This window comes from Arcobacter sp. 15-2 (assembly GCF_047159865.1).
Classification (GTDB): domain Bacteria; phylum Campylobacterota; class Campylobacteria; order Campylobacterales; family Arcobacteraceae; genus JAIOSF01.
The window spans coordinates 1,650,319-1,673,864 of the sequence record NZ_AP038804.1; the positions used below are offsets into that span (position 1 = coordinate 1,650,319).

Sequence of the window (23,546 nt, forward strand, 5' to 3'; positions counted from 1 at the left end):
ATAATTGTATGATATTATACTTTTATAAAACAATGATAAAACTTACTGTAATATGAGCCTTATTAAAATCTCACAAAAGGTAGTTAAGAGTGAATACTCACAATACAAATATATATGAAACACTTAAAAAATATTTTGGCTTTGATAGTTTTCGAAATATACAAGAAGAAGCGATAAATCATATTTTAGAGAAGAAAGATCTACTTACTATTTTACCTACAGGAAGTGGAAAGTCACTTATTTTTCAACTTCCTACACTTATGATGCCAGGGGTTACTGTTGTTATCTCTCCACTTATTGCACTTATGCAAGATCAAGTAGTAAACTTAGAAGCAAATGGTATATCTGCTTCGATGATAAATTCACAAAATACCATAGAAGAAAATAATGCTATTTTTGAACAACTAAGAAATAACCAATTAAAATTTTTATATATAGCACCAGAACGATTCCAAAGTGGGGATTTTTTAGAAAAACTTAAAATGATACAAATAAACTTTTTTGTAATAGATGAAGCTCATTGTGTAAGTGAATGGGGACATGAGTTTCGAGATGATTATCAAAAATTAGGGCTTTTAAAAATAAACTTTCCAGACACACCTATTACTTGTTTTACAGCTACAGCTACTAAAAGTGTTGAACTAGATATAGCTAAAACATTGGGTATAGACCCTAAGAATATATTAAAAACAAAAATACAAAGAACAAATCTTATCATACGAAGTGAAAAAAGACTAGGAGATGGTAAAGAACAAATCACAAAATTTTTACACTCTCACAGCAATGAATGTGGCATCATATATTGTTTCACAAGAAAAGAAACAACAACTTTAAGTGAGTATTTAAACACAAAAGGATTTGATACTTTAGCGTATCATGCTGGACTTCCTGCAAATCAAAGAGATGAAATCTTTACAAAGTTCAAGAATGAAAGCGTAAAAATTATAGTTGCTACCATTGCTTTTGGGATGGGGATAGATAAAGGAAATATTCGATTTGTTTTACATACTTCTATGCCAAAAACTTTGGAAAACTATTCTCAAGAGATAGGTCGTGCAGGAAGAGATGGACTCAATGCAGAAGTTTTGATGCTATTTTCAAAAGCAGATGAGTTAGGTAAAAAAAGATTTATAGATGTTTTAGAAGAGAGTACTTACAAACAAAACAACTATAAAAAACTAGAAACAATGTATAGATTTGCAATATCTTCTAAATGTAGACATCAAAATATCGCTTTATATTTTGGAGATGATATTGAACAGTGTGAAACTATTTGTGATAACTGTGTAAGTGGAGAAAAAGAGTATCAAGATATTACTATAGAATCTCAAAAATTTTTATCCGCAATATTACGAGTAGAAGAGAGATTTGGACAAACTTACATCATAGATATTTTAAGAGGTTCAAAAGCGAAAAGAATTTTAGATTTTGGGCATGAGAATTTGAGTGTTCATGGAATAGGGCAAGAGTTGAGTAAAGAACAATGGGGAAGTGTATCTGATACCTTACTTGATATTGAAGCTATCGTGAGTTCTGGTGAATATAGAACTTTACAACTTACAAACACTGGTCGTGAAATACTTAAAAAACAAAAAACAGTGCAAATAGATAAAAAACATTTAGAAGAGAATAAGAGTTATAAAGAGTATAAAAAAGATATAGTAGTTGATGAACTTTTTGAAAAATTTAGAACTTTACGAACAAAAATAGCCACACAAGATGAAGTCGCTCCATACATAGTATTTGGTGATAAAACTTTACAACAAATCTCACTAAAACTACCCACAACACATGAAGAGTTTTTAAATATTTCAGGAATAGGGCAAAGCAAACTAGAAAAATATGGTGAAGTATTTATGAATCTTTGTCAAAGTATAAAAGATGAAAAAGAAAAAATTGTCCTAGAAACACCTATGGAAACAGAACCAAAAATAAAAAAAGAACTTTCGAAAACATATCTTCAAACAAAAGATTTGATTGATGAGGGAAAAACGCTTGATGAGATTTTAGAACTTCGAGAGCTAAAAGACTCTACAGTTATATCTCACATAAATGAGCTTTTTGAAAATGAATATATAACACAAGAGCAAAAAGATGTTTTATTTCAACCAATGCGAGATAGCTTTCCAAATGATATAAAAACTTGGATAGAAGAGGGGCTTCAAAAACATGATATAACTTATTTAAGACAATATGTAAATAAGTATGGGTATTTATTTTGAGTTAATAATAAAAGAGAAACAAAAAGGGGGAAGTGATAATTCACTTCCCCCTTTTTTTATGTAAAAAAATCAACTAAGAAACTTTTTTTTGTTCTTTGTTGATTCTCTCTTCTAATTTTTGTTTTTGGTCGATCAAAAACATAATGTTTTCTTTCAAAGCGTGTCTGTCTTGATAAGACTCTATTATAAACTCATATAATTTTGGTCTATTTTGTTTCCAATTGTGCAAAGTAGTTTTGTTTACTTCTAAATCGCTTTCCATTTTTCTTAAACTAGGGGTTGTTTTTACTTGTGGTGCTGTCATTTGAATCCTTGTATTGGTTTATGCGTGTATTGTACACATATTTGGAACAAAAGTCAATAAAAATACTACTTTTGTTCCAATAAATGGAACAAAATAGTAAATATTGAAATATAGTAAACTTTTTTCATGAAGAAGTTCCAGTTAGAAAGTGATAAAAAAAGAAAAGAGGGTAAATGTTATAAGGAATAAATTATTAGAAGGGATGGAGTATAGGTTTTATTTTAAAAATAATGAGTTTGTAAAAAATTGTTTGATAAAAAAATGGTAAACTAAATGCTTACTTGATTTCTACCATTTTGTTTAGATTTATATAATAATGTATCAGCTTTAAGATAGATCTCTTCTGCTGTAATTTGTTCTTGTTGAAAATCATATATGTACAAACCTATAGAGACTGTAATATACTCAGAGGCACTATTGTTTTTATGTGGAATATGTGTATTTTCTATATTATTTTTTATAGTAGTTGCTATTTTATAAGCATCTTGATTATTTTTAGTGAAACACAAAAATCCAAACTCTTCTCCACCTAGCCTGAAAATAAGATCCTCTTCTCTTTTTAAGGATTGTTTAATTGATTGGCTTACTTTAATGAGAGCTAAATCACCTGCTTGGTGTCCATAAGTATCATTATATTGTTTAAAATGATCAATATCAATCATACAAAAAGCTATTGGTTGATTGAGTCTTTTTGACAGTTTTAATTGTTGTGGAAAAATTTCGTCAAAGTATCTTCTATTATAAACTTTTGTCATAGAATCTGTAATTGAAAGTTTCTCTACGGCTTTCTTATCAGTTATATCAACACGGATAGCAGTATATCCAATAATATTATTATAATAATCCATATTTGGCTGAATAGTGGTATTTAGCCAACAATTTGTATTGTTTTTTTTAGAATTTTGAATATCACTATTCCAAACTTGCCCTTTTTTTATAGTATTCCACATTTTTTTAAAAACTTCATCTTTAATATTGGGTGATCTTAAAATATTATGTGACTTTCCAAGAAGTTCCTCTTCACGATATCCGTGAATTCTCTGAAATGCTTTACTAACATAAGTGATTTTACCATCTTTGTTTGTTGTTGAAGTGATGATATAATTATCAATAAGATTAAAATATTTTTCATTTTCTTCATTTTTTAACTCTTTCTGTAAAAAATCAGTAATTATATTAAGAATATTGTGATGAAAATCAGATAGTTTGTAATTTTGTGTATCTTTATTTAGATACAGAATTATTGAAGCAATAACTTTTTTGTTACTAATCAATGGAATAGAAATTTTATAATAAGTTTTAGTTTGTATATATTTAACTTTTTGAAAAGCAACAGATTCTCCTATTTGTCCACGATAAATCTCAAGTGTTTTTTCCTCTTCTTTAAGATCAATATTAAATGTTCCTGATAAATATAATTGTTCATTTACATAATCGACTATATAAAACTTTGCTCTTTGAACACCTATGAGTTTTTGTAAAAATTGCAATGAATAATGTGATATATCTTTTACATTATTAAATTGTTGTAAATGAGTAAATAATGAATTAATAACCTCTAGTTCATATCGTGACTGCATTTCAATATCTTTAGATCTTACTTTTTTTGAATAGATATATTGAGTTATCATGATAATAAATAATATTAAAAATAGTAGTGCAAATGTTCCAAATTGGAAAATCTGATTAAAATCTTTCTCTGTTAATATATCTAGTTTTATTTGTGATTTTAGATATAAGTTATAGAAATAATAGTTAGAAGTAAATAGTATAATAATGATAAATGAATAAATAAATAAAAAATTTTTTGTTTTAGTAGATGTCATATTTCATCCTTTTGACTTATATTTAATAGTTTACAAAAAAATTTAATATAAATTTTAGATATATTGTATATTTCTTATCCATTTGGTTAACTTTATTCTGATATAATAAAATATGATAATTTTAGAGGATTCCAATATGCAAAAACTGTTTATAATAGTTGTTATTGTAGTGTTTATTTATTTTTTGTTTAAAAGAAATCGAAATAAATATTTACATTGGTATCAATCGAAGGACAATGATAGTAAGTTAGAACAAAAATTTGAAAATATGTTTCGAAAACATTCTTCTATTATGCTACTCATTGACCCTAAAAATAGTAATATAATTGATATAAATGATAGTGCAATAAAATTCTATGGTTATGAATATGACAAAATTATTGGAAAATCACTAGCTACACTCAATACTGAAACACTCGAAAACATACAAAAAAAGGCTTTAAAAGCTACCAAACTTAAACAAAATACTTTTATAGGGAAACATAAGTTACATGATGGAACTTTAAAAACTGTAGAGATAAGCTCCTCTCCAATTGAGATAGAAAATGAAATAATACTTTTTTCAATTATAAAAGATATCACAGAGGTGCAAAAACTTCAAGATGAAGTCAACAATCAAAAAAAAGAACTAGAATCAATATTTAACTCTGCCCAAGTTGCAATAGCAGTAATAGATTTAAAAACTAATTTCTTAAATTGTAATGATACTTTTTTAAAGATAATAGGATATACAAAAGAGGAGTTATTAAAAAAAAGTTGTAGTGAATTAACAGCGGCAGAAGATAGAGAAACAAATAGTAACGCAATAAATGAAGCCTTAGAAAAAGGTTATGTAAATGATATTATTAAACATTGTATAACAGCAGATAATAAACATATAACTGTAAATATGAGTATATCATTGTTGCCAGATAAGCAACGGTTTATTTTAGTTATACAAGATATTACACAAATGAAAATCACCGAAGAGCAAAAAAGGCTTGCTTCCATGGGAGAGATGATAGGTAATATAGCTCATCATTGGCGACAACCTTTGTCTGTAATTTCAACAGGTGCATCAGGGATGAAAGTACAAAAAGAGTACAATATTCTTACAGATGAAAGTTTTTATAAGGTGTGTGATGCAATCAATGAAAATGCACAATATTTATCAAAAACAATTGATTATTTTGCAAATTTTGTAAGGGGTAATTTTGAACCAATTCAATTTGATTTGGAAAAAAATATTCAAAGTTTTCTGACTTTAATAGACTCATCAACAAAAAAGAATAATATACAATTTATAATAGATGTAGAGAAAAATTCTATGATTACTGGTTTACCAAACGAGCTTATTCAATGTTTTGTAAATATGTTTAATAATTCAAAAGAAGCTTTTATTGTCAAAGATATTCAAGAAAACACAAGATATATTTTTATTTCACTTATTGAAGAAGATAACAGTATTAGAATTATATTCAAAGATAATGCTGGTGGAATCTCGGAAAAAAATTTGCAAAAAGTTTTTGAACCTTATTTTACAATGAAGCACAAATCATAAGGTACTGGACTAGGTCTAAGTATGTCACATAGAGTTGTAGTACATGGTATGAAAGGAACACTAACCGTCCATAATGAAGAATATAAATATAAAGGTGAACAGTACAAAGGGGCATGTTTTACAATCACTTTAAAAAGATAAATCATAATTACATAACAAAATGCAATATTTTAGTAGTGTACTTTACTTTTTTGCTATACTTTTTTTATTAATACCAAAAGGATGAGATAAAATGGATGGAAAAATTATGGTAACTTATAAAATATTATGTAAAACAGATTTTAATGTAGAAGTTTCAATTGCACAGTTACTCGAAAATGAAAAAATTGCAAAAGTTATAAAAAGTGAGTTTGCAAAAGGGATTAGAAATATAGACTTTGCTTTTAAAAATGAAGAGTGTAAAATTAATATAGAAACTCAAAAAGAGCATTATCAATTTGAAGCGTCAAAAAATGACTTTGCTGACTTAGTTTCTTTAGCCGAAGAAGATGCTACTACACGAAAACTTTTCAAAAAAGAGTGTGTAGGGATTGAATTAGTTGATATAGAGATTTTGTAGTCATAATTGTATGACAATGTTCTACTTTTATAACTATACTTTAATTTAATATTGCTTTGATATAATCCTGTAATAATCATACAAAAGGAATCATATTGTATAAACTTGGGGTAATGTCTGATTCTCATCAAAAAACAGACTTAACGAAAGATGCTATTGATATGTTAAAGTCAAAAGGTGCCGAGTATTTGGTTCATGCAGGAGACTTAGAGATACGAGAAAATCTTGAATTATTGAAAAAATCGGAACTTCCTTATGTAAGTGTTTTTGGTAATAATGATTGGAATCTTTTTGAGTATCAAAATGACTATAAAATACATAAAGAGCCTTATTATTTTAAAATCAAAGATTCAAAGTACAAACTAATGCATATACCAAATCATCTTACTCCAAATAGTGATATTATTATTTATGGTCATACTCATATTTTTAAAACAGAATATATTAATAATACATTATTTCTAAATCCAGGTGAACTTTGTGCGAGAGAAAAAGATTTGACTGAGTGTGTTTTACTTGAAGTATCTGATGAGAGTTACAAGGTAAATTATTATTTTAAGAAGCCAAGTGATGATAATTGGCAAATAAAATTATATGAATATAAAAGAGGAGAACTAAATTAAAATTATATAAAACTTATAGTTTTAGTGAAGTAAATAGAAATTATGATAAATGAAAAAAAAATATATCTTTGTGCAATTTGTAATATAGAGAGTGGAACTTGTAATGAAGATTGTAAATTTTGTACGCAAAGTGTAAAATATCAAGCAGATATTGCAAGGTACAAAAAAAAAGAGATTGATCTGATTGTAGAAGAAGCAAAAAGAGCTAAAAAAAATAAAGCAATAGGATTTTGTTTAGTAACAGCAGGAAAAGGTTTAACTGATAAGCGATTAGCTTTTGTATGTGAAGCTGCACGAGCAGTTAAAAAAGAAAACCTAGGTTTAAAGCTTATTGCCTGTAATGGAACAGCTTCATTAGAACAGCTTTTAGAACTAAAAAAAGCAGGAGTTGATAACTATAACCATAACTTAGAAACTTCAAGAGAGTTTTATCCAAGTATTGTTTCAACACATACATGGGATGAACGATATCAAACTTGTTTAAATGCTAAAAAAGCGGGACTAAAACTTGTGAGTGGAGGTATATTTGGTTTAGGAGAATCTCAAGAAGATAGAATATCTATGCTAGAATCTTTAGCTTCTTTAGAACCTATGAATGTACCACTTAATTTTTTTCATCCAAATGAAGCTTTGCCAATAGTATCAAACAGTGTTACAAAAGAACAAGCGTTTGAATTGATTGAGTTATCCAGAAAAATGATACCAAATGCACATAAAATTATGGTAGCAGGTGGTAGAGAACTTATGTTTGGTGAAGATGAATATAAAATATTTGAACATGGAGCAAACTCTATTGTAATAGGGGATTATTTAACGACTTCAGGAAAAAATGTTTTAAACGATTTAGCAGATTTAGAAAAACTAGGCTATAAAATAGCAGCAACTTGTGAAAAATAAATATAAGAGATAACAAATGAGTAATGAAATAGCAATAATAATAACACTATCGTTAATCATATTTTCATCACCACTTATCTCAAAACTAATTAAAATACCTGTAATTCCTATAGAGATATTTTTAGGTTCGGTTGCTGTTTCTTTTGCTTTTATTCAAGAAAATCATATTTTTACTTTAGTTGCAGAGTTAGGTTTTTTGTACTTGATGTTTTTAGCTGGACTTGAAGTTGACTTAAAAAAGTTACTTAAAATTTCGCCAGAACTTCTGAAAAAAGGACTTCTATACTCATTTTTATTATATGCGTTTGCGACAATATTTACTTGGAGTTTTAGTCTTTCAAATATATTTATAGTAACTTTACCTCTTATCTCTATAGGCTTATTAGCGGTTATCAAAAAAGAATATGGTGACTCTCCTTGGTTAGATTTGGCTTTTACTGTTGGTCTTATAGGGGAAATTATTTCTATTGTTGTTTTGGCTGCTGTGAGTGCTGGGCTAGAGTATGGTATGGGAGCGAAGTTTTATGAAAATCTTATCTCATTAGGTGTGGTTTTTGTTGTGATGATTGCTTTGTATTATTTTTTCAATAATCTTATTTGGTGGTATCCTGAACTCAAAACATATCTTATGCCAAAAAATGACAATCAAGAACAAGATATCCGTTTTTCTATGAGTATTTTTTTCCTTATGATTGCTGTGATGTTGTATCTTCATTTAGAAGTTGTTTTAGGTGCTTTTATTGCAGGTGTATTTATCACTACATTTTTTGAACATAATAAAGAGCTTCCTCATAAACTTGAACATTTTGGTTTTGGTTGGTTAGTTCCTATATTTTTTGTTTGGATTGGTACATCTTTTGAACTGAAGTCATTATTTTTACCAAATCTTATAACAACAGCATTATTAATCACTTTTGGAATGATTTTAATTCGATTTTTAAGTTCTTTGATATTTATCAAGTCAATATCTTTTAAGGGTACAACACTGATGGCACTTTCTCATTCTATGCCATTAACACTTATCATTGCGGTTGCTACTCTTGCTGTACACAATAATAGTATCAGTCAGTTTTATTATTATGCATTTATTTTAAGTGCTATTTTTGAAGTGATTATATGTATGATTTTAATAAGACTTATAAATAAAAAAGAGGAAAAAAAAGTTAAATATGGACAGTAAAATGAAAAACCATCTTAGCTATAGATTTATGCCTATGATAATATTATCATACTTATTTATAAATCTGTACCTTATAATGATTGGTTCAAAATGGTGCGAAAGTGAAGGTTGTGAAGTAAGTAAAAGTTTACTTAAAATAGAGCAGTCAGATTTATACAGTCTAGCTATTTTAGCGTTTGGTATTTTACTTTTTATTGGATTGAAAATACTAAAAACAAATAGTGTAATTCTAAAAGAGTTATATAAATTAGGCGTTTTTTCCGTATTGATATGTGAAACTATTTTATTGAGTTATCTTTATTTTAAAACAGGAAGTTTATGTATTAGTTGTTTTATTTTTTACTTATTAGTTGTTGTCAATTATTTACTTATTGATCCTAAAGATAAGAAAATATTCATTATTTTTTTTATTGTAGGTACAATAGCTTTTTTAAAACTTGATGTAAATACAAAGGCAAGTCCTCATTTAACTTCTAAATACACACTTTTACAATCAGAAAGTTGTCAACACTGTAAAAAGGTGAAACTATTTTTAAAAGAAAATAATATTACTTATTCAAAAGAGAAATATACCAATTTTGATGGTCTATTTAGTGCTTTAAATATTACAAAAATACCACTTATGATTGTTAAAAAAAATAAAGATAATTTTATTCTTTTAAATGGAGTAGATGAAATAGTACAGTATCTTAAAGTTCATGAACTTGAAAAAGTTTCTAAAGAAAATGAGACAAAATCTAACTCTTTTTCTACTCATATTTCACTTGATGAAAAAGAGGGATGTGAGATAAACTTTTTGCAAAAAGAACTTGAAAACTGTAACGAATAAATCTTATAAAAAATAGAATACTTATATAAGGAGATAAAATGTTAAGTCAAAATATGAAGATAGCTCTTCCTATTCTTGTGGCAATAATTATTGCAATATTACCAACGCCAGAGGGATTGGCATTAAATGCACAATACTTTTTTGCAATATTTTTAGGGGTAATTGTAGCTTTAATATTAGAACCAATTCCAGCAGCACTTGTAGGATTAGTAGGTGTTTCTTTGAGTGCAACTTTAGGACTTGTTGGAGAAACAGCAAAAGCCAATAGAGATTGGGCGTTAAGTGGATTTTCAAATGGTGTGATATGGTTAATATTTGCAGCTTTTATGTTTGCACTTGGATATAGAAAATCAGGATTGGGTAAGAGAATTGCTCTTTTACTTATAAAATATTTAGGTAAAACATCATTAGGTTTGGGATATGCAGTTGCTTTTGCAGATGGAATTTTATCCCCTTTTATGCCCTCAAATACGGCAAGAAGTGCAGGAACGATTTTCCCAATTGCTATAAATATTCCTCAAATGTTTAATTCAACTCCAGAAAATGAGCCTAAAAAATTAGGATCATATATTTCATGGGTTGCTATCTCTGCAACTTGTGTGACAAGCTCTATGTTTTTGACAGCACTCGCTCCAAATTTATTAGCTGTATCGTTAGTAGAGAAAAGTACAGGTATTGCAATTGCGTGGGGTCAATGGTTTAGCACATTGTCTTTGATTATGATACCTTTATTTTTGCTTGTTCCTTTGATCACTTATCTTGTATATCCTCCGGAACAAAAAAAATCTCCAGAAGCACCTCTTTGGGCAGCTAAAGAGTTAGAAAATATGGGAAAAATTACTTCAAAAGAGTTAACTATGTTAGGTCTTGGGATACTTGCCTTAGCTTTATGGATTTTTGGAAAACAAATTGGTATCAATGGTACAGTTGCAGCATTAACAGTTTTATGTTTACTGGTTCTTACAAATGTTATTTCATGGGAAGATGTTATTACAAATAAAGCAGCAATAAATGTATTTATTTGGTTCGCAACTTTAGTAGCAATGGCAAGTGGACTTAAAATAGTTGGATATTTAACATGGGCCGCAGGACTTATATCAACTTGGTTAACAGGCTTAGAACCCATAACTATCTCTATTGTGTTGCTTGTTTTATTTTTCTTATTTCATTATTTATTTGCTAGTGTAACAGCTCATGTTGTAGCATTGTTACCTCTATTTTTGGGAATAGCTGTAAATTTATTACCAATAGATATGATACAGCCTTTAGCTTTACTGCTTGTTGGTTCATTAGGTTTAATGGGAATCATTACCCCGTATGCAACAGGACCATCACCAATTTGGTATGGAGCTGGTTATATTACACAAGCAACATGGTGGAAGTTAGGATTTATTTTTGGAATGATATATTTAGGATCACTTGTATTATTAGGGTTTATAATTTTATAAAATTGTTTCTTTAACGAAAAAATGGTGTCAATTATTTGACACCATTTTTTTTAAATTTTGAATATCTATTGTAGTTATTTGTTTTTTTGAAGAATAATAGTTCCCGTTTTACTATCTATAGTTTCTGTATAATTTATCATCTCATCATTGAGGTTAATAACAACACGGAAAAAATTCTTTTCTCTATGTGTTCCCACTGCGAATGATTCGTAATCTTCACTTACTATATCTTTTCTAATTGTATAGAAGCTTACATTCCCTCTAAAATCAAATAAAAACTTTTTTGCTGGTTTGAGTATATCTTGATTTAATAATGGGTATTTAGGGTCTACTTTAAGTGTTAATATATCATTTTCAATTTGTATTTTTACAAATGGTAAAACTTTAAAATTTTCTACAATTGAAGGGATATATGGTGTTTGCTGTTTTGTAGTTTTTACTTGCTTTTGATTATTTTCTACTGTTGTTTCTTGCTTTTTTTGTTTCATCATTTTTTCAGCAATTATCATTTCGGCCATTTTTTGTTCTTCAAGTTCACGAGCAATTTTATCTTTTTGAGCTTGCTCTTTTTTTTGTTTGGCTTGTTCATTTGCATTGATGATATTACTTTTTTGTTCTAAAAATTGATCTGTTGGTTCAAAAGGATTTTCTCTTGCAAACAAAGATAAACTAAGTGATATACTGAGTATAGATAGTGACATAAGTTTCATAATTCTTCAGGCTCCAAATTTTTTAATTCAAAATATTTTTTTTGTAATGTTGCATTTTCAATCTGCAACTGATGAATGTCATGTTGTAATTTGACTTTTTTATCTTTTAGATGAGAGTATACCTCGTAAGAGTTATTTCCATAAAAAAGTAGATTTGATATATAGTATGCTACAACAAATGTAAGAACAATTAAAACAGTTGATATAAACATAAACTGTTTATTGTTATTTAATTTTTCTAGCATACTACAAAATTATATTACTTTTTTGAAAAAGGTTGTTTTCCAAGGTACTCAGAGTAACCAATCTCAGCACTAATCTCTAAAAGTCTATTGTATTTAGCGATTCTATCACTTCTTGCTGTTGAACCTGTTTTAATTTGACCACAATTTAAAGCAACTGCGAAGTCTGCTATAAATGTATCTTCAGATTCACCAGATCTATGAGACATTACACAGTTGTAGTTATTTCTTTGAGCAAGTCTAATTGTAAGCATTGTTTCACTCACACTTCCAATTTGATTTGGTTTGATTAAGATAGAGTTAGCGATACCTTTTTGGATACCTTCGTTTAAGATATTTGCATTTGTAACAAATAAATCATCTCCAACCAATTGTACTTTGTCTCCAAGTTTTTCTGTTAAGATTTTCCAACCATCCCAGTCATCTTCACTTAATCCATCTTCGATAGAGATAATAGGGTATTTAGCACATAAATCAACATAATAATCAGCTAATTGTGTTGAAGTTAATTCTCTGTTTTCTGATTTAAGAACATAAAGACCTTTGTCATTTACAAGTTCAGAAGCTGCAACATCTAAAGCGATACAAATTTGCTCACCTGGTTTATAACCAGCTTTTTCAATAGCTTCCATAATAACTGTAATAGGTTCTTCGTTTGATTTTAAGTTTGGAGCGAATCCACCCTCATCACCAACAGCTGTAGACTCACCCATACCATCAATAATTTTTTTAAGGTTGTGGTAAACTTCAGCTGAAGCTCTTAAACCCTCTTTGAAGTTTTCAAAACCAACTGGCATAACCATATATTCTTGAAAATCAACAGAGTTGTTTGCATGCTCTCCACCATTGATGATGTTTAACATTGGTACTGGTGTAGTCATAGCATTTGCACCACCAAGGTATCTATATAATGGAATATTTAAAGATGTAGCTGCAGCTCTTGCAACTGCCATAGAAACACCAAGAACAGCATTGGCTCCTAAGTTGCCATAGTTAGAAGTACCATCGATATCTTTCATAGTAGCATCAACTTCAGCTTGGTTAAATGGACTTAAACCGATTAGTTCATTTGAGATAGTAGAGTTAACATTTTCAACTGCTTTTTCTACACCTTTACCCATATATCTTGTTCCACCGTCTCTAAGCTCTAAGGCTTCTCTTTTACCAGTACTTGCTCCACTTGGAACGATTGCACTTTCTTTTGTACCATCACTTAATGTAACTGTAGCTCTTACTGTAGGATTACCACGACTGTCCATAACTTCGTCAGCGTAAATATTGTCTATATATACCATTTATAATATTCCTTTTAATTATATCTATTTTTAATTAATTATAATAGCAAAATTTTGCTTAAAAGCTAAAATGTTAATCTATTTAATCAGTAAAAAAAGTATCCACGAAGTAAACAATGATAGCAATATTCCATAAGCTACAATAGCATTACTAAGTCGAGGAGCAAGACCATTTATAGATGCTATAACACCAGCTGTTATCATTGCTGCCATACTTGACTCTAATATGGAAACCTTCCCTATAAGCAGATCAATCCATCCAAAATAATAACACACAACAATTGCAATGATTGGGGAAATAATAAGTTTAAGTACTAGTGAAAGTACAAATGGTTTTATTTCAGAACTTGCAAGTTTGAACTCTAGTTGTAATCCCACAGAAATAAGTGCCATTGGAACAATCATCATTGTCAAAAACTCCAATAGAGTTACAACAAAGCTAGGATAAGTATGTGAGCTAAAAGCTATGGCAAAAACAAAAGCTATAAGTGGTGGAAAACGGGCAATTTTTTTGCTTATTGTCCAAGCTGAAATAGCTCCTTTACTGCCGTAATAAGCAGCAATAAAAGTACCATAAGTAGCAAGCCAAAATGATGTTCCTAATTGATCATACAAAACAATAAATGGTAATGATTCATTTCCAAAATGTGCTGTAATGACAGGTATACCAACAAATGTAGAGTTTGTAAGTACTGTTACAAGCATCAAAGCGCCGGTAACTTCTCTACTAAAATTATATCTTTTCGAAAAAAAGTAAATAAGAATTGCACAAGAACCCATCGTGATCCATGCAATATAAACAGGTATCATCATCTCCATAGAGAATTGAATTTTTGGAGTTTGTAGAAGTATCATTGCAGGGAGTGCAATATAAATAATAAATCTATTTAATTTCAGATGTAAGTCTACAATAGGCAATTTTATATTTTTAAATACAAATCCTAGTGTGATATATGAAATGATAAGTATGAAGTTAAACATCTATGACCTTTGAGTAAGAGATGAAAGGTATCTAATTTGTTGTAAATACTCCCTTAAAAATTTAGGTCAATTATTTTTAAAAGCACACTAAAAAAGTGAGCTTTGATATGTATGCTAAATTAGACCTAGTTTATGTAAAAATAAAATAGAGATAGCAACTGGTACTAAATATCTTATTAAGAAGTACCAAATTTTAAAGACGAATAGTGGTGTGTGTTTAGTAAATCTTTCTTGTAGCATATCTTTATCAACATAATAACCTAAGAATATACATATAACTATAGCAGCTGACGGCATCATTACAGAAGATGTAGTAAAATCCATCCAATCAAAAGCATTTTTACCAAAAAATGTTAAAGATTCACCAAAACTAGCAGACATAGACAACAATGCTACAATCCCTAGTAAATAGAATATACTTCCACATAAAATAGTCGCTTTTTTTCTAGTCATTTTGTATCTTTCGATAAAAAACATCAAAGATGGTTCTATCATTGAAACAGCAGATGTTATTCCTGCAAATATAAGTGCAATGAAAAATGATATCGCGATAACTTGTCCTAAAATACCCCAGCCAGAAAATACAACAGGAAGTGAGATAAATACAAGTCCAGGACCAGCTGCACTAGGCGCACCTGCTTCAAATAGAAAAGAGAAAATAATAAGACCAGCTACAAGAGCAATTGTTGTATCAACAATCGCAACCATAACTGAAGATTTTACAAAGTTAACTTCTTTTGGAAGTGATGCTGAGTATGTTAAAATAGTACCAACACCTAAAGATAATGTAAAAAATGCTTGACCAAGAGCAGCAAGTAAGGCATCACTATTTACTTTACTCCAATCAGCAGCAAACATAAATGAAACAGCTTGTGAGAAACTATCAAGTGAGATAGCATAGAGTAAAAGCCCACCTAAAATCAATCCAAGCATAGGCATAAGGATAAGATTGATTTTTTCTATACCTTCTTTTACCCCTTTTAAAACTATAAATATAACAGTTCCAGCAATAAGAGTATGATAAAGTAGTTGAGTACTTAAATCTTTTGTTATAAGTGTATTGAAAGCATCGCCTGCTATTTTAGGGTCTGTTGGGAGTGCTGTGAAGGATGTAAATACATAACTCAAAATCCATCCAAGAACAACAGAATAAAAAGATAAAATTAGAAGAGCAGTTGCTATCATAAAACCAGCAAACTTCCATTTTTCATTTTTACTTTTTGAGGTTTCTATAAAAGATGTAGACACATTTGCTTGAGAATTTTGTCCAATGAGTGCCTCACCTAAAAAAACGGTAAGACCTATAAACGCAATTGCAAGTAGATACACTATAACAAATGCTCCACCACCATACTCTCCTGTAACATAAGGAAATTTCCATATATTCCCTAGTCCTACAGCTGAACCAGCTGCAGCTAAAATAAAACCTATTCTTGAAAAACGATTCTTCAAATTATACCCTTAAAAAAATTTATAGATTATAGGTAAAATCAGATGAAAGTAGTATGAAAAGTCAAAAAAACTTTACTTTTTATAAGAATATTGTAGTAAAATGAAGAAGAAATATTTATTTTATAAAAAATTTTAAAAGAATGTACTTTATAAGCACATAGATAAAGGAGATGGTCATTTGCATACAATAAATTTAGAATATACAGATGTATTTGATGATAATAAAATAAAGAAACTAATTTTCTCACAACATTTGATAAATAAAGATTTTAATGCAAAGTCACTATTTGCACTTTTAGTAGATGGGTGTTCTATGCAACCTGTGATAAACCATAAAGCTGTGATAGTGAGTGATTTATCACAAAAAGAGTTAGAAGACGAATCAATTTATCTCCTGTATTATGACGATAAAATGTGGGTAAAAAAGTATAAGAAAGAGAATGATACTTTTATCTCTATCAACCCTGATTATTCACATCTTGTATATAAAAAAGATGAGATATATTTAGTAGCAAAGGTATTACTCACCTTTACAAATTTATAATTAAGAATAAAAAAATAAAAAAGGAAAATAGATATATGAAAACAAGAGCATTGGTAACAGGTGGAAATAAAGGGATAGGGTTTGCAGTAACAAAAGATTTTTTAGAAAGAGGATTCGAGGTAGTTGTAGTCGCTCGTGATTTTTCAAGTTTTGATTTACAAGATGAAAATCTAACTATTATAGAGTATGATTTAGCAAATGTGACTGACCTTCCAAAACTTATGAAGCAAGTAGGAGATATTGATATTTTGATAAACAATGCTGGTTTTATGCAGCCAAAATACTCGTTTGATAACTATCCTCTAGAAGCAAAAGAGCGAATAATGAATGTAGATTTATACACACCCGTAGAGCTTATGACATTATGTTCTAATAGTATGAAAGAAAAAGGGTATGGGCGTATAGTAAATGTAGCTTCAATAGCAGGACAAATAGGACATCCTGATATTTGGTATGGAATAGCAAAAGCTGGACTTATCAATGCAACTAAAATTTATGCAAAACTTTTAGGTGGTAATGGAATAGTTGTAAACTGTATTGCACCAAGTCCTGTGGAAACTGATATGCAAAAAGACAACTCAGAAGAGAGAAAGGCAGAATTCAAAAAAACTGTAGTAAGTGGAAGATTTGCGTATGCTTCAGAGATAGCGACAACTATTGTATGGCTAGCAACGGATTGCCCTGAGTATATAAATGGTACTACAACAGATATAAACAATTGTTCATATCCTAGATAATTCTACATTATTGATTGTTGGATGAAAGTTCTTTTTGTAATTTTTTATAAAAACAGAGGTATTCATCCTTTGATAAAACACTGTTTTGAGTTAGGAGTAAGAGTTCTAAATCTTCAGAATTTTCTCTAAAAGGTACTTGAAAATGGATGTGTTGATTGACTACAAAATTAAACTTTTCATAAAAAGAGAGTCTTTTTTGAGTCATTTCATCGATGATAGGTTCTATCTCTAAAATAATATTTTCATTTTTCAAAATAAATTGTTTTAATATTTTAGAACCGTAGTTTTGTCCTCTTAGTTTACTATTTATAGCAAAATGTTCAAGATAAGTATAACTGTCTATTCTCCAATAAAATAAGATAGAAACTAAAGTATTATTTTCTATATGACCAGCCATTGTATAAGTGTCTTTTTCTAATAATTTTATTTGTTCTTGAAGTGTTCGTTTCTCTTCTTTTGGAAATGATTCTTCATAAATATTCCAAGCTTCTTGAAAATAGAAGTCATTTGAATTTTGTATATAAATAGTATTCATATTATTATTTATGAAAAGCATAAATAGGGCTAGTTGATATTTTGATATTTTTTGTTGCTAACTTCCCATATTTATCATATACTTTACCAAACTCTGTGAGCTCTATATCATCATTTGAAGACCAGATGATATCAAAACTTTTTTTGTCTTGTTTACAAGTTATCACATAAAGATTTTTTGCATTTGAGAAGTTTACTAGTGTAGTATCTTGAAGATATGAAAGCATGGTTTCGTAGGCTAATAGACTTTTATCATCTTTTAGTAGTTTTGTATCAAAATAAAGTGTATCAACTTTTTTAGATGCAAAAGTTAACAAAGAGTATCTTAAGAGATGATTGATTTGTGTTTCACTGAGTTTTTGTTTTTCACATATAAAATCTACATCAATATTGTTATTTGGGATTCGTGAACTCAGCATAGACATAGTATAAAAAATATTCAGTACTCTTTGAAAATCAAAAGCAAAATATTTTTTATCTTCAGGTGCTTTTGAAATATCTATTTTAAAGAGTATATTGGCTTTATCATAAAGTGGACAACTTTTATCGAAAAAATATTTTATTTGACTGTAAAATTCATTTTCTTCTGAAATCACTTCTAAGATATTTTCTTTTGTTGAGTGTTTTTTTTCATTGATAAAAAAGTTTTTAAATTCAGTTTTTTTCCCTTTTAAAAAAGAGGAAAAAATTAAAATCAAAGGATAGAGAAATGCTGTATGTAGTTTTGTTTTCATATTATGATATTTTCCATATAGTTTAAAGTTTTAAAATTATAAGATAAATTTACTTGATAGTAATTATGGTATAATATTTACTTCAATTTATAAAACGGATATATGATGCAAAAGACTCAAAAACATATTTTATTTCAAATAATTATTTTCTTAACGCTTTGTCTTACTCTTCATGCAGAGGGTATTTTAACAGAAAATAATCTCCTTACTGGTCAGTTAAATTCTCAAACAACATCTAAAATTCAAACTCAAGTAGATGATACTATACAAGAGGTTGATCCTTATGATTTAGGTTTTATTATAAATCTTATACAAAACAAAAATCTTAAACTACAAGCAGATACACAAATAGAAAAAATCGATGCTGCTATGGAAAAAATCATCGCTAATATAAACAACGAGATAACTTACCCATTTGATAATACTAAATATAAACAACAAGTGAAATTTTTAAATAGCAAAATCAATATCAATTCAAAATATGACAATAACCTTGCTGTTTCACGGGATATTTTAAAAATCATAATTTTAGAAAATAAAAAAATATTTGCAAAAACAATCAATGCAATCATAGATGGAAAAAACTCTTTTAAAGATAGAAAATATTTTATCTTTTTATTAGACAATTCAATTGAGGAACTCAATGATCTTCACTTAGAAAAGTATAAAAAAATCGCATCTGATATTAGTCTCAATAACAACTCTCTAAGTCTTGACTTTAGAAATTCTTTGGATATTTTAGAGGCTCAAATAAAAGCTAACTTACTTGTATATAACTATTTAAAATCTAATATGCAAAAATATAGACCAAGTAATTTTATTTTGGATGAGTTAAGTTTAAAATATATAATTGATAAAATTGATTCCAATAGTTATATAAAAAATATATCTGAAATATTTTATTACTACTTTCATATCTCAATTGGAAAAATTGTTATTCTTTTTCTTATAATGATTTTATTTTATTTCATAAATACAAAGATATTACCTTTTTTCACAAAACTTTTCAGCAGAAAATTGGTAAAAAAAATAAAAACTCTCAATATATCTTTTTTAGATATTTTACCTGAAAGTTTTAGTTTTACTTTATCGATTATTGTTTATGTTTTTGCATTGCAGGTTTCATTGTTTTTACTCATTGATAAAGCACAAACTGTAAACCAACTTATCCCTTGGTTCAACACTGTTTATCTAGCACTATTTTCATATATGTTATATAGAATTTTAAATAACTACATCAACTTATCATCAGACAAAATATTTACAGACTATCCAAATATGAGAAAAGAGATGGTTGACTTTTTACTAAGAATACTAAAAGTAGTTATTTTAATATTTTTACTTTTATTTTTACTAGTACAATTAAATTTTGATATCAAAGCTATTATTGCTTCACTTGGAATCGGGGGTATTGCTATTGCATTAGCTGCAAAAGATACTCTTAGTAACTTTTTTGGCTCGTTAAATATCATCACTGACAACTCTTTTTCACAAGGTGACTGGATAGAAGCTGGTAATGTTGAGGGAACTGTTGTCGATATACGAATGAGAACCACAAGAATCAGAACCTTTGCAAATGCTATGATAACAGTACCAAATGCACAGTTAGCAAATATGTCGATACTAAATTGGTCAAAAAGAGTTATAGGAAGAAGAATTAAAATGTCACTAGGAATGACCTATAGTTGTAAAATGAGTGATATAGAAAATTTAGTTTTAGACATAAGAGAGATGTTACAAGAACATCCCTTGATAGCCACATCAAAACTCAATATTGATAAAAAACCATATTTGTTGAAAAAAGAAGATTTAATGGGGATAAAAAACAATATTTTAGTCTATATAGATGAGTATGCAAATAGTTCAATAAATATTTTTGTGTATTGTTTTAGTAGAAGTCCTGATTGGGCAGATTGGTTAGAAACCAAGCAAGATGTAATCATCAAAATCTCTGAACTCGTAGAAAAAAATAATTGTTCATTTGCTTTTCCTACTCAAACTATACATTTGGAAAAAGAAGAACTTGATAAGTAAGATATCTCCTAACTTTCAAGTTCTTTTTCGTAGGCTTCCCTACATTCAATACAAAACTTAGCATGTGGTTTGACTTTTAGTCGTCTAATACCAATTTGCTCATCACACATTTCACAAATACCATATTTCTTTTTTTCTATCTTAGTTAAAGCTATTTCAATCTCTTGTAGCTCTTCAAGTTGCTTATTTCTCAAAATACTAAGGTTGTGACCATCACTTGAAGCTTCTGCATAATCTAATTCATCGGATGATTTTTCAAAATGAAGCTCTTCAATAATATTTTGACTAAAATGAGCTTGTGATATTAACTGTTCTTTTTTTTGAAGGAGTTGTTGTTTTAACATCTCAATTTGATTTTCTTTTAACATATCTTGATATCCTTTAATGTTGTGTCATTATCTTTTAAAATAGATGACCCATCTCCTCTTTTTTTGTTTCTATATAGTCTTTGTTATATTTATTTATAGAAGTAACAGCAGGAATTCTTTGTGTAATCTCTATACCTAACTCTTCAACAAAATCTATTTTGGAAGGGTTATTTGTGATGAGTTGAATTTTTGAAAGCTTCAAATCTTTTAAAATAAAAGCAACAGCACTATAGTCTCTCTCATCTTCTTTAAATCCGAGTTTTAAATTTGCTTCAATCGTATCGTATCCTTCATCTTGAAGTTTATAGGCGTTGATTTTATTTACAAGACCTATATTTCTTCCCTCTTGTCTATGATACACAACTAAGCCACCATTTTTAGAGATAAGTTTGAGTGCTAAATCTAGCTGATTACTACAGTCACATTTTAAACTTCCCATAGTATCTCCTGTAAGACACTCAGAATGGATACGAACATATGGATTTTCTAAGTCAAAGAAATCCTCACTCATAATGGCTAAGTGTTCTTGACATTCGTCTTTATATGCTTTTACTTTAAATTTACCAAATCGTGTTGGTAAGTTTGCTATTTCTGATGTTATTATATTTTTCATATTTGTGATGTGTTACTTATTATTAATAATAATTTTTTCATTTTATTTCCTATTGTTTGATATAGATAACTTGCTATTTAATTCGGAATAATACATCGAAATGTCTTAAGTGCGACTTAGTTGCATTTAAGACAAACTTTTCTATACTTTCAAAAAATCGATAATGTCGTGTAAAAAGGTAAAGAATGAAGAAAGTGATTTTAAGTACAGTTTTAGGAGTTGTAGCACTAAGTGCAAATGGAGATATTTATCTCAATAGTGGAGTAAAAGATTATTCAAATTCAAAAACTAAAGTTGATGGTAAAACAAATACAATAGGGATGAACTATAAATACAATGGAAGTTCTATAAATATAAACTTTTTGAAAGATGAAGTAGATAAAGAACATCCTATGACAAAAAAAAGTATAGAAACACTGAAGGTAAAAAAATATAATCTAAATTATAGATATAGTGTAAATAATAAATTTGATTTAAAAGCTAGCTACATAAAAATTCTTGACAATCTTGCACCAACAGATCAAGGAAAAGTATATGGAATAGGAGCTCAATATAATTTTTTCAAAGGTTTTGGTACTTCTTTTGATGTTTATAAAAGTGACTATGAAACTTTTAATGTGAAACAATATGATTTGTCATTATTCAAAGCTTTTAAAATAGGTGAAGTAAAATCTAAGTTCACAGCAATCGTTAAAAAAATTGATATAGATGGTGATAACTACGGAAACTATAGATTTGATGACAAAGATTATCTAACAACAGGTGTAAAACTAAATGCTATGTATAATGGTTATTTTGGAGGTGTGGGAGCATCTTTTGGGAAAAGAGCTTTTACGGTTTTAAAAAGTGGTACAAAAGTACAACACCACGCAATGGAACAAGACAAAACATATATGGCAAGTTTTGGGAAAAAGTTCCAAAATTTTGATCTAATGCTTTCTTATTCATTTCAAAATGGGATTGAGTTACCAGAAAATCAAAATGATGTAGACACAAAAGTGACATCATTGATGTTAAAGTATAAATTTTAAAATAAAAAAAGTATTTATAAGTTAAGAACTTTTGACTATAATGGCAAAATTCAAAGGAGATGATTTTGGATTTTTCTATTTTTACATATGATATGATGATGATACTTTTTGCAGTAGCTGTTTTTGCAGGATTTATAGATACTTTAGCAGGCGGTGGTGGTCTTATTACTATACCTGCTTTAATTCTTACAGGGATGCCACCTTTACTTGCTTTGGGTACAAATAAATTTCAAGCATTTATAGGTAGTGGTACTGCTTCATTGATGATGATAAAGAAAAAGAAAGTTACATTTTCCGAAATGAAATACTATATGCTTATAGCTTTTATAGGTTCTGCTATAGGTACTGTTGCAGTACAGTTTATAGATGTAGAGTTATTAAATTTTGTTGTTCCTTTAGTTCTTTTACTTATAGGGATATATTTTATATTTATGCCAAAAGCTTCCGAAATTGATGTAAAGCCCAAAATGAGTGAAACAACATATAAATATACAGCTGTTCCTTTCATTGGTTTTTATGATGGGATGTTTGGTCCAGGTACTGGTTCGTTTCTATCTTTATCTGCTATAGCATTAAGAGGTAAAGAACTCATAAAAGCTACAGCAATGGCAAAAACAATGAACTTTGCTACAAACTTAGGGTCAGTTGTAATCTTTTTGGTTTATGGACAAGTCCTTTTTACTATAGGAATTTTGATGATGATAGGGCAGGCTGTTGGGGCATATTTTGCTTCCCATTTTTTGGTTAAAATAAACCCCTTACATTTAAGAATTCTTGTGATTATAATGTGTTTTTTAATGTTAGTAAAATATTCATTTCAAATGGGATGGGTAGGGTGAAATA

The 23,546-nt window shown here is 28.6% G+C and carries 24 protein-coding genes; 13 read left to right on the top strand and 11 right to left on the bottom strand.

Annotated elements, in window-relative coordinates:
- The first annotated feature begins 89 nt into the window (after positions 1-89).
- Entirely contained in the window at positions 90-2,222 is a 2,133-nt protein-coding gene (gene recQ / locus ACMCMH_RS08705) for a DNA helicase RecQ (protein ID WP_412724640.1), read from the top strand.
- 73 nt (positions 2,223-2,295) lie between these two features.
- Here the strand turns inward: recQ and ACMCMH_RS08710 are convergent, their stop codons facing one another.
- Together ACMCMH_RS08710 and ACMCMH_RS08715 are read right to left on the bottom strand one after the other, a co-directional pair.
- Positions 2,296-2,526: a hypothetical protein gene (locus ACMCMH_RS08710; protein WP_412724642.1), complete on the bottom strand. Its 231-nt coding sequence runs from the start codon at positions 2,524-2,526 to the stop codon at positions 2,296-2,298.
- A gap of 269 nt (positions 2,527-2,795) precedes the next feature.
- Positions 2,796-4,352 (bottom strand): sensor domain-containing diguanylate cyclase, encoded by a 1,557-nt coding sequence (locus ACMCMH_RS08715; protein WP_412724644.1) that lies wholly within the window; start codon positions 4,350-4,352, stop codon positions 2,796-2,798.
- Positions 4,353-4,488: 136 nt separating this feature from the next.
- Between ACMCMH_RS08715 and ACMCMH_RS08720 the strand changes: the two genes are divergently transcribed.
- The 7 genes from ACMCMH_RS08720 (at position 4,489) to ACMCMH_RS08750 (ending at position 11,428) form a co-directional block, all read left to right on the top strand.
- Positions 4,489-5,892 carry a PAS domain S-box protein gene (locus ACMCMH_RS08720; RefSeq protein WP_412724646.1) on the top strand — a complete coding sequence of 468 codons (1,404 nt, stop codon included), beginning with the start codon at positions 4,489-4,491 and terminating at the stop codon, positions 5,890-5,892.
- 232 nt (positions 5,893-6,124) lie between these two features.
- A complete protein-coding gene (locus ACMCMH_RS08725; protein ID WP_412724648.1) occupies positions 6,125-6,451 on the top strand; it encodes a hypothetical protein in 327 nt (108 codons plus the stop codon).
- A gap of 95 nt (positions 6,452-6,546) precedes the next feature.
- On the top strand, positions 6,547-7,074 hold the full coding sequence (locus tag ACMCMH_RS08730; RefSeq protein WP_412724650.1) for a YfcE family phosphodiesterase: 528 nt from the start codon (positions 6,547-6,549) through the stop codon (positions 7,072-7,074).
- 42 nt (positions 7,075-7,116) lie between these two features.
- Positions 7,117-7,971 (top strand): biotin synthase, encoded by an 855-nt coding sequence (locus ACMCMH_RS08735; RefSeq protein ID WP_412724652.1) that lies wholly within the window; start codon positions 7,117-7,119, stop codon positions 7,969-7,971.
- Between the two features lie 16 nt (positions 7,972-7,987).
- Positions 7,988-9,151, top strand: coding sequence for a cation:proton antiporter (locus ACMCMH_RS08740; protein WP_412724654.1), 1,164 nt, complete (start codon positions 7,988-7,990; stop codon positions 9,149-9,151).
- A gap of 1 nt (position 9,152) precedes the next feature.
- Positions 9,153-9,980, top strand: a complete 828-nt coding sequence (locus ACMCMH_RS08745; RefSeq protein WP_412724656.1) for a hypothetical protein — start codon at positions 9,153-9,155, stop codon at positions 9,978-9,980.
- Between the two features lie 38 nt (positions 9,981-10,018).
- The gene (locus ACMCMH_RS08750) at positions 10,019-11,428 is read left to right on the top strand and encodes a DASS family sodium-coupled anion symporter (RefSeq protein WP_412724658.1); all 1,410 of its coding nucleotides are present in this window, start codon (positions 10,019-10,021) and stop codon (positions 11,426-11,428) included.
- Between the two features lie 74 nt (positions 11,429-11,502).
- Here ACMCMH_RS08750 and ACMCMH_RS08755 read toward each other — a convergent pair whose 3' ends face one another.
- The 5 genes from ACMCMH_RS08755 to ACMCMH_RS08775 all read right to left on the bottom strand — a co-directional run bounded on the left by ACMCMH_RS08755 (position 11,503) and on the right by ACMCMH_RS08775 (position 16,108).
- Positions 11,503-12,138 (bottom strand): hypothetical protein, encoded by a 636-nt coding sequence (locus tag ACMCMH_RS08755; RefSeq protein ID WP_412724660.1) that lies wholly within the window; start codon positions 12,136-12,138, stop codon positions 11,503-11,505.
- Positions 12,135-12,383 (bottom strand): septum formation initiator, encoded by a 249-nt coding sequence (locus ACMCMH_RS08760; RefSeq protein WP_412724662.1) that lies wholly within the window; start codon positions 12,381-12,383, stop codon positions 12,135-12,137. The genes ACMCMH_RS08755 and ACMCMH_RS08760 overlap by 4 nt, the downstream gene beginning before the upstream one ends.
- A 14-nt stretch (positions 12,384-12,397) precedes the next feature.
- Positions 12,398-13,675 (bottom strand): phosphopyruvate hydratase, encoded by a 1,278-nt coding sequence (gene eno, locus ACMCMH_RS08765; RefSeq protein WP_412724664.1) that lies wholly within the window; start codon positions 13,673-13,675, stop codon positions 12,398-12,400.
- 78 nt (positions 13,676-13,753) lie between these two features.
- A complete protein-coding gene (locus ACMCMH_RS08770; RefSeq protein ID WP_412724666.1) occupies positions 13,754-14,656 on the bottom strand; it encodes an AEC family transporter in 903 nt (300 codons plus the stop codon).
- Between the two features lie 114 nt (positions 14,657-14,770).
- Positions 14,771-16,108 (bottom strand): sodium-dependent transporter, encoded by a 1,338-nt coding sequence (locus ACMCMH_RS08775; protein WP_412724668.1) that lies wholly within the window; start codon positions 16,106-16,108, stop codon positions 14,771-14,773.
- Between the two features lie 178 nt (positions 16,109-16,286).
- Between ACMCMH_RS08775 and ACMCMH_RS08780 the strand changes: the two genes are divergently transcribed.
- Positions 16,287-16,652, top strand: a complete 366-nt coding sequence (locus tag ACMCMH_RS08780) for a helix-turn-helix transcriptional regulator (protein ID WP_412724670.1) — start codon at positions 16,287-16,289, stop codon at positions 16,650-16,652.
- A 35-nt stretch (positions 16,653-16,687) separates the two neighbouring features.
- Positions 16,688-17,389, top strand: a complete 702-nt coding sequence (locus ACMCMH_RS08785; RefSeq protein ID WP_412724672.1) for an SDR family NAD(P)-dependent oxidoreductase — start codon at positions 16,688-16,690, stop codon at positions 17,387-17,389.
- Between the two features lie 7 nt (positions 17,390-17,396).
- On the opposite strand, the gene ACMCMH_RS08790 is transcribed toward ACMCMH_RS08785, so the two are convergent.
- Both ACMCMH_RS08790 and ACMCMH_RS08795 read right to left on the bottom strand, forming a co-directional pair.
- Positions 17,397-17,924, bottom strand: a complete 528-nt coding sequence (locus ACMCMH_RS08790) for a GNAT family N-acetyltransferase (RefSeq protein ID WP_412724674.1) — start codon at positions 17,922-17,924, stop codon at positions 17,397-17,399.
- Between the two features lie 4 nt (positions 17,925-17,928).
- Positions 17,929-18,657 (bottom strand): hypothetical protein, encoded by a 729-nt coding sequence (locus tag ACMCMH_RS08795; protein ID WP_412724676.1) that lies wholly within the window; start codon positions 18,655-18,657, stop codon positions 17,929-17,931.
- A gap of 105 nt (positions 18,658-18,762) precedes the next feature.
- On the opposite strand from ACMCMH_RS08795, the gene ACMCMH_RS08800 reads away from it, so the two are divergent.
- Positions 18,763-20,691: a mechanosensitive ion channel family protein gene (locus ACMCMH_RS08800; protein WP_412724678.1), complete on the top strand. Its 1,929-nt coding sequence runs from the start codon at positions 18,763-18,765 to the stop codon at positions 20,689-20,691.
- Between the two features lie 8 nt (positions 20,692-20,699).
- On the opposite strand, the gene dksA is transcribed toward ACMCMH_RS08800, so the two are convergent.
- A complete protein-coding gene (gene dksA / locus ACMCMH_RS08805) occupies positions 20,700-21,059 on the bottom strand; it encodes an RNA polymerase-binding protein DksA (RefSeq protein WP_412724680.1) in 360 nt (119 codons plus the stop codon).
- 34 nt (positions 21,060-21,093) lie between these two features.
- On the bottom strand, positions 21,094-21,672 hold the full coding sequence (gene ribA, locus ACMCMH_RS08810; RefSeq protein WP_412724682.1) for a GTP cyclohydrolase II: 579 nt from the start codon (positions 21,670-21,672) through the stop codon (positions 21,094-21,096).
- Positions 21,673-21,857: 185 nt separating this feature from the next.
- On the opposite strand from ribA, the gene ACMCMH_RS08815 reads away from it, so the two are divergent.
- Together ACMCMH_RS08815 and ACMCMH_RS08820 are read left to right on the top strand one after the other, a co-directional pair.
- On the top strand, positions 21,858-22,703 hold the full coding sequence (locus ACMCMH_RS08815; protein ID WP_412724684.1) for a hypothetical protein: 846 nt from the start codon (positions 21,858-21,860) through the stop codon (positions 22,701-22,703).
- A 65-nt stretch (positions 22,704-22,768) separates the two neighbouring features.
- Positions 22,769-23,542, top strand: coding sequence for a TSUP family transporter (locus tag ACMCMH_RS08820; RefSeq protein ID WP_412724686.1), 774 nt, complete (start codon positions 22,769-22,771; stop codon positions 23,540-23,542).
- The last annotated feature ends 4 nt before the right edge of the window (positions 23,543-23,546 follow it).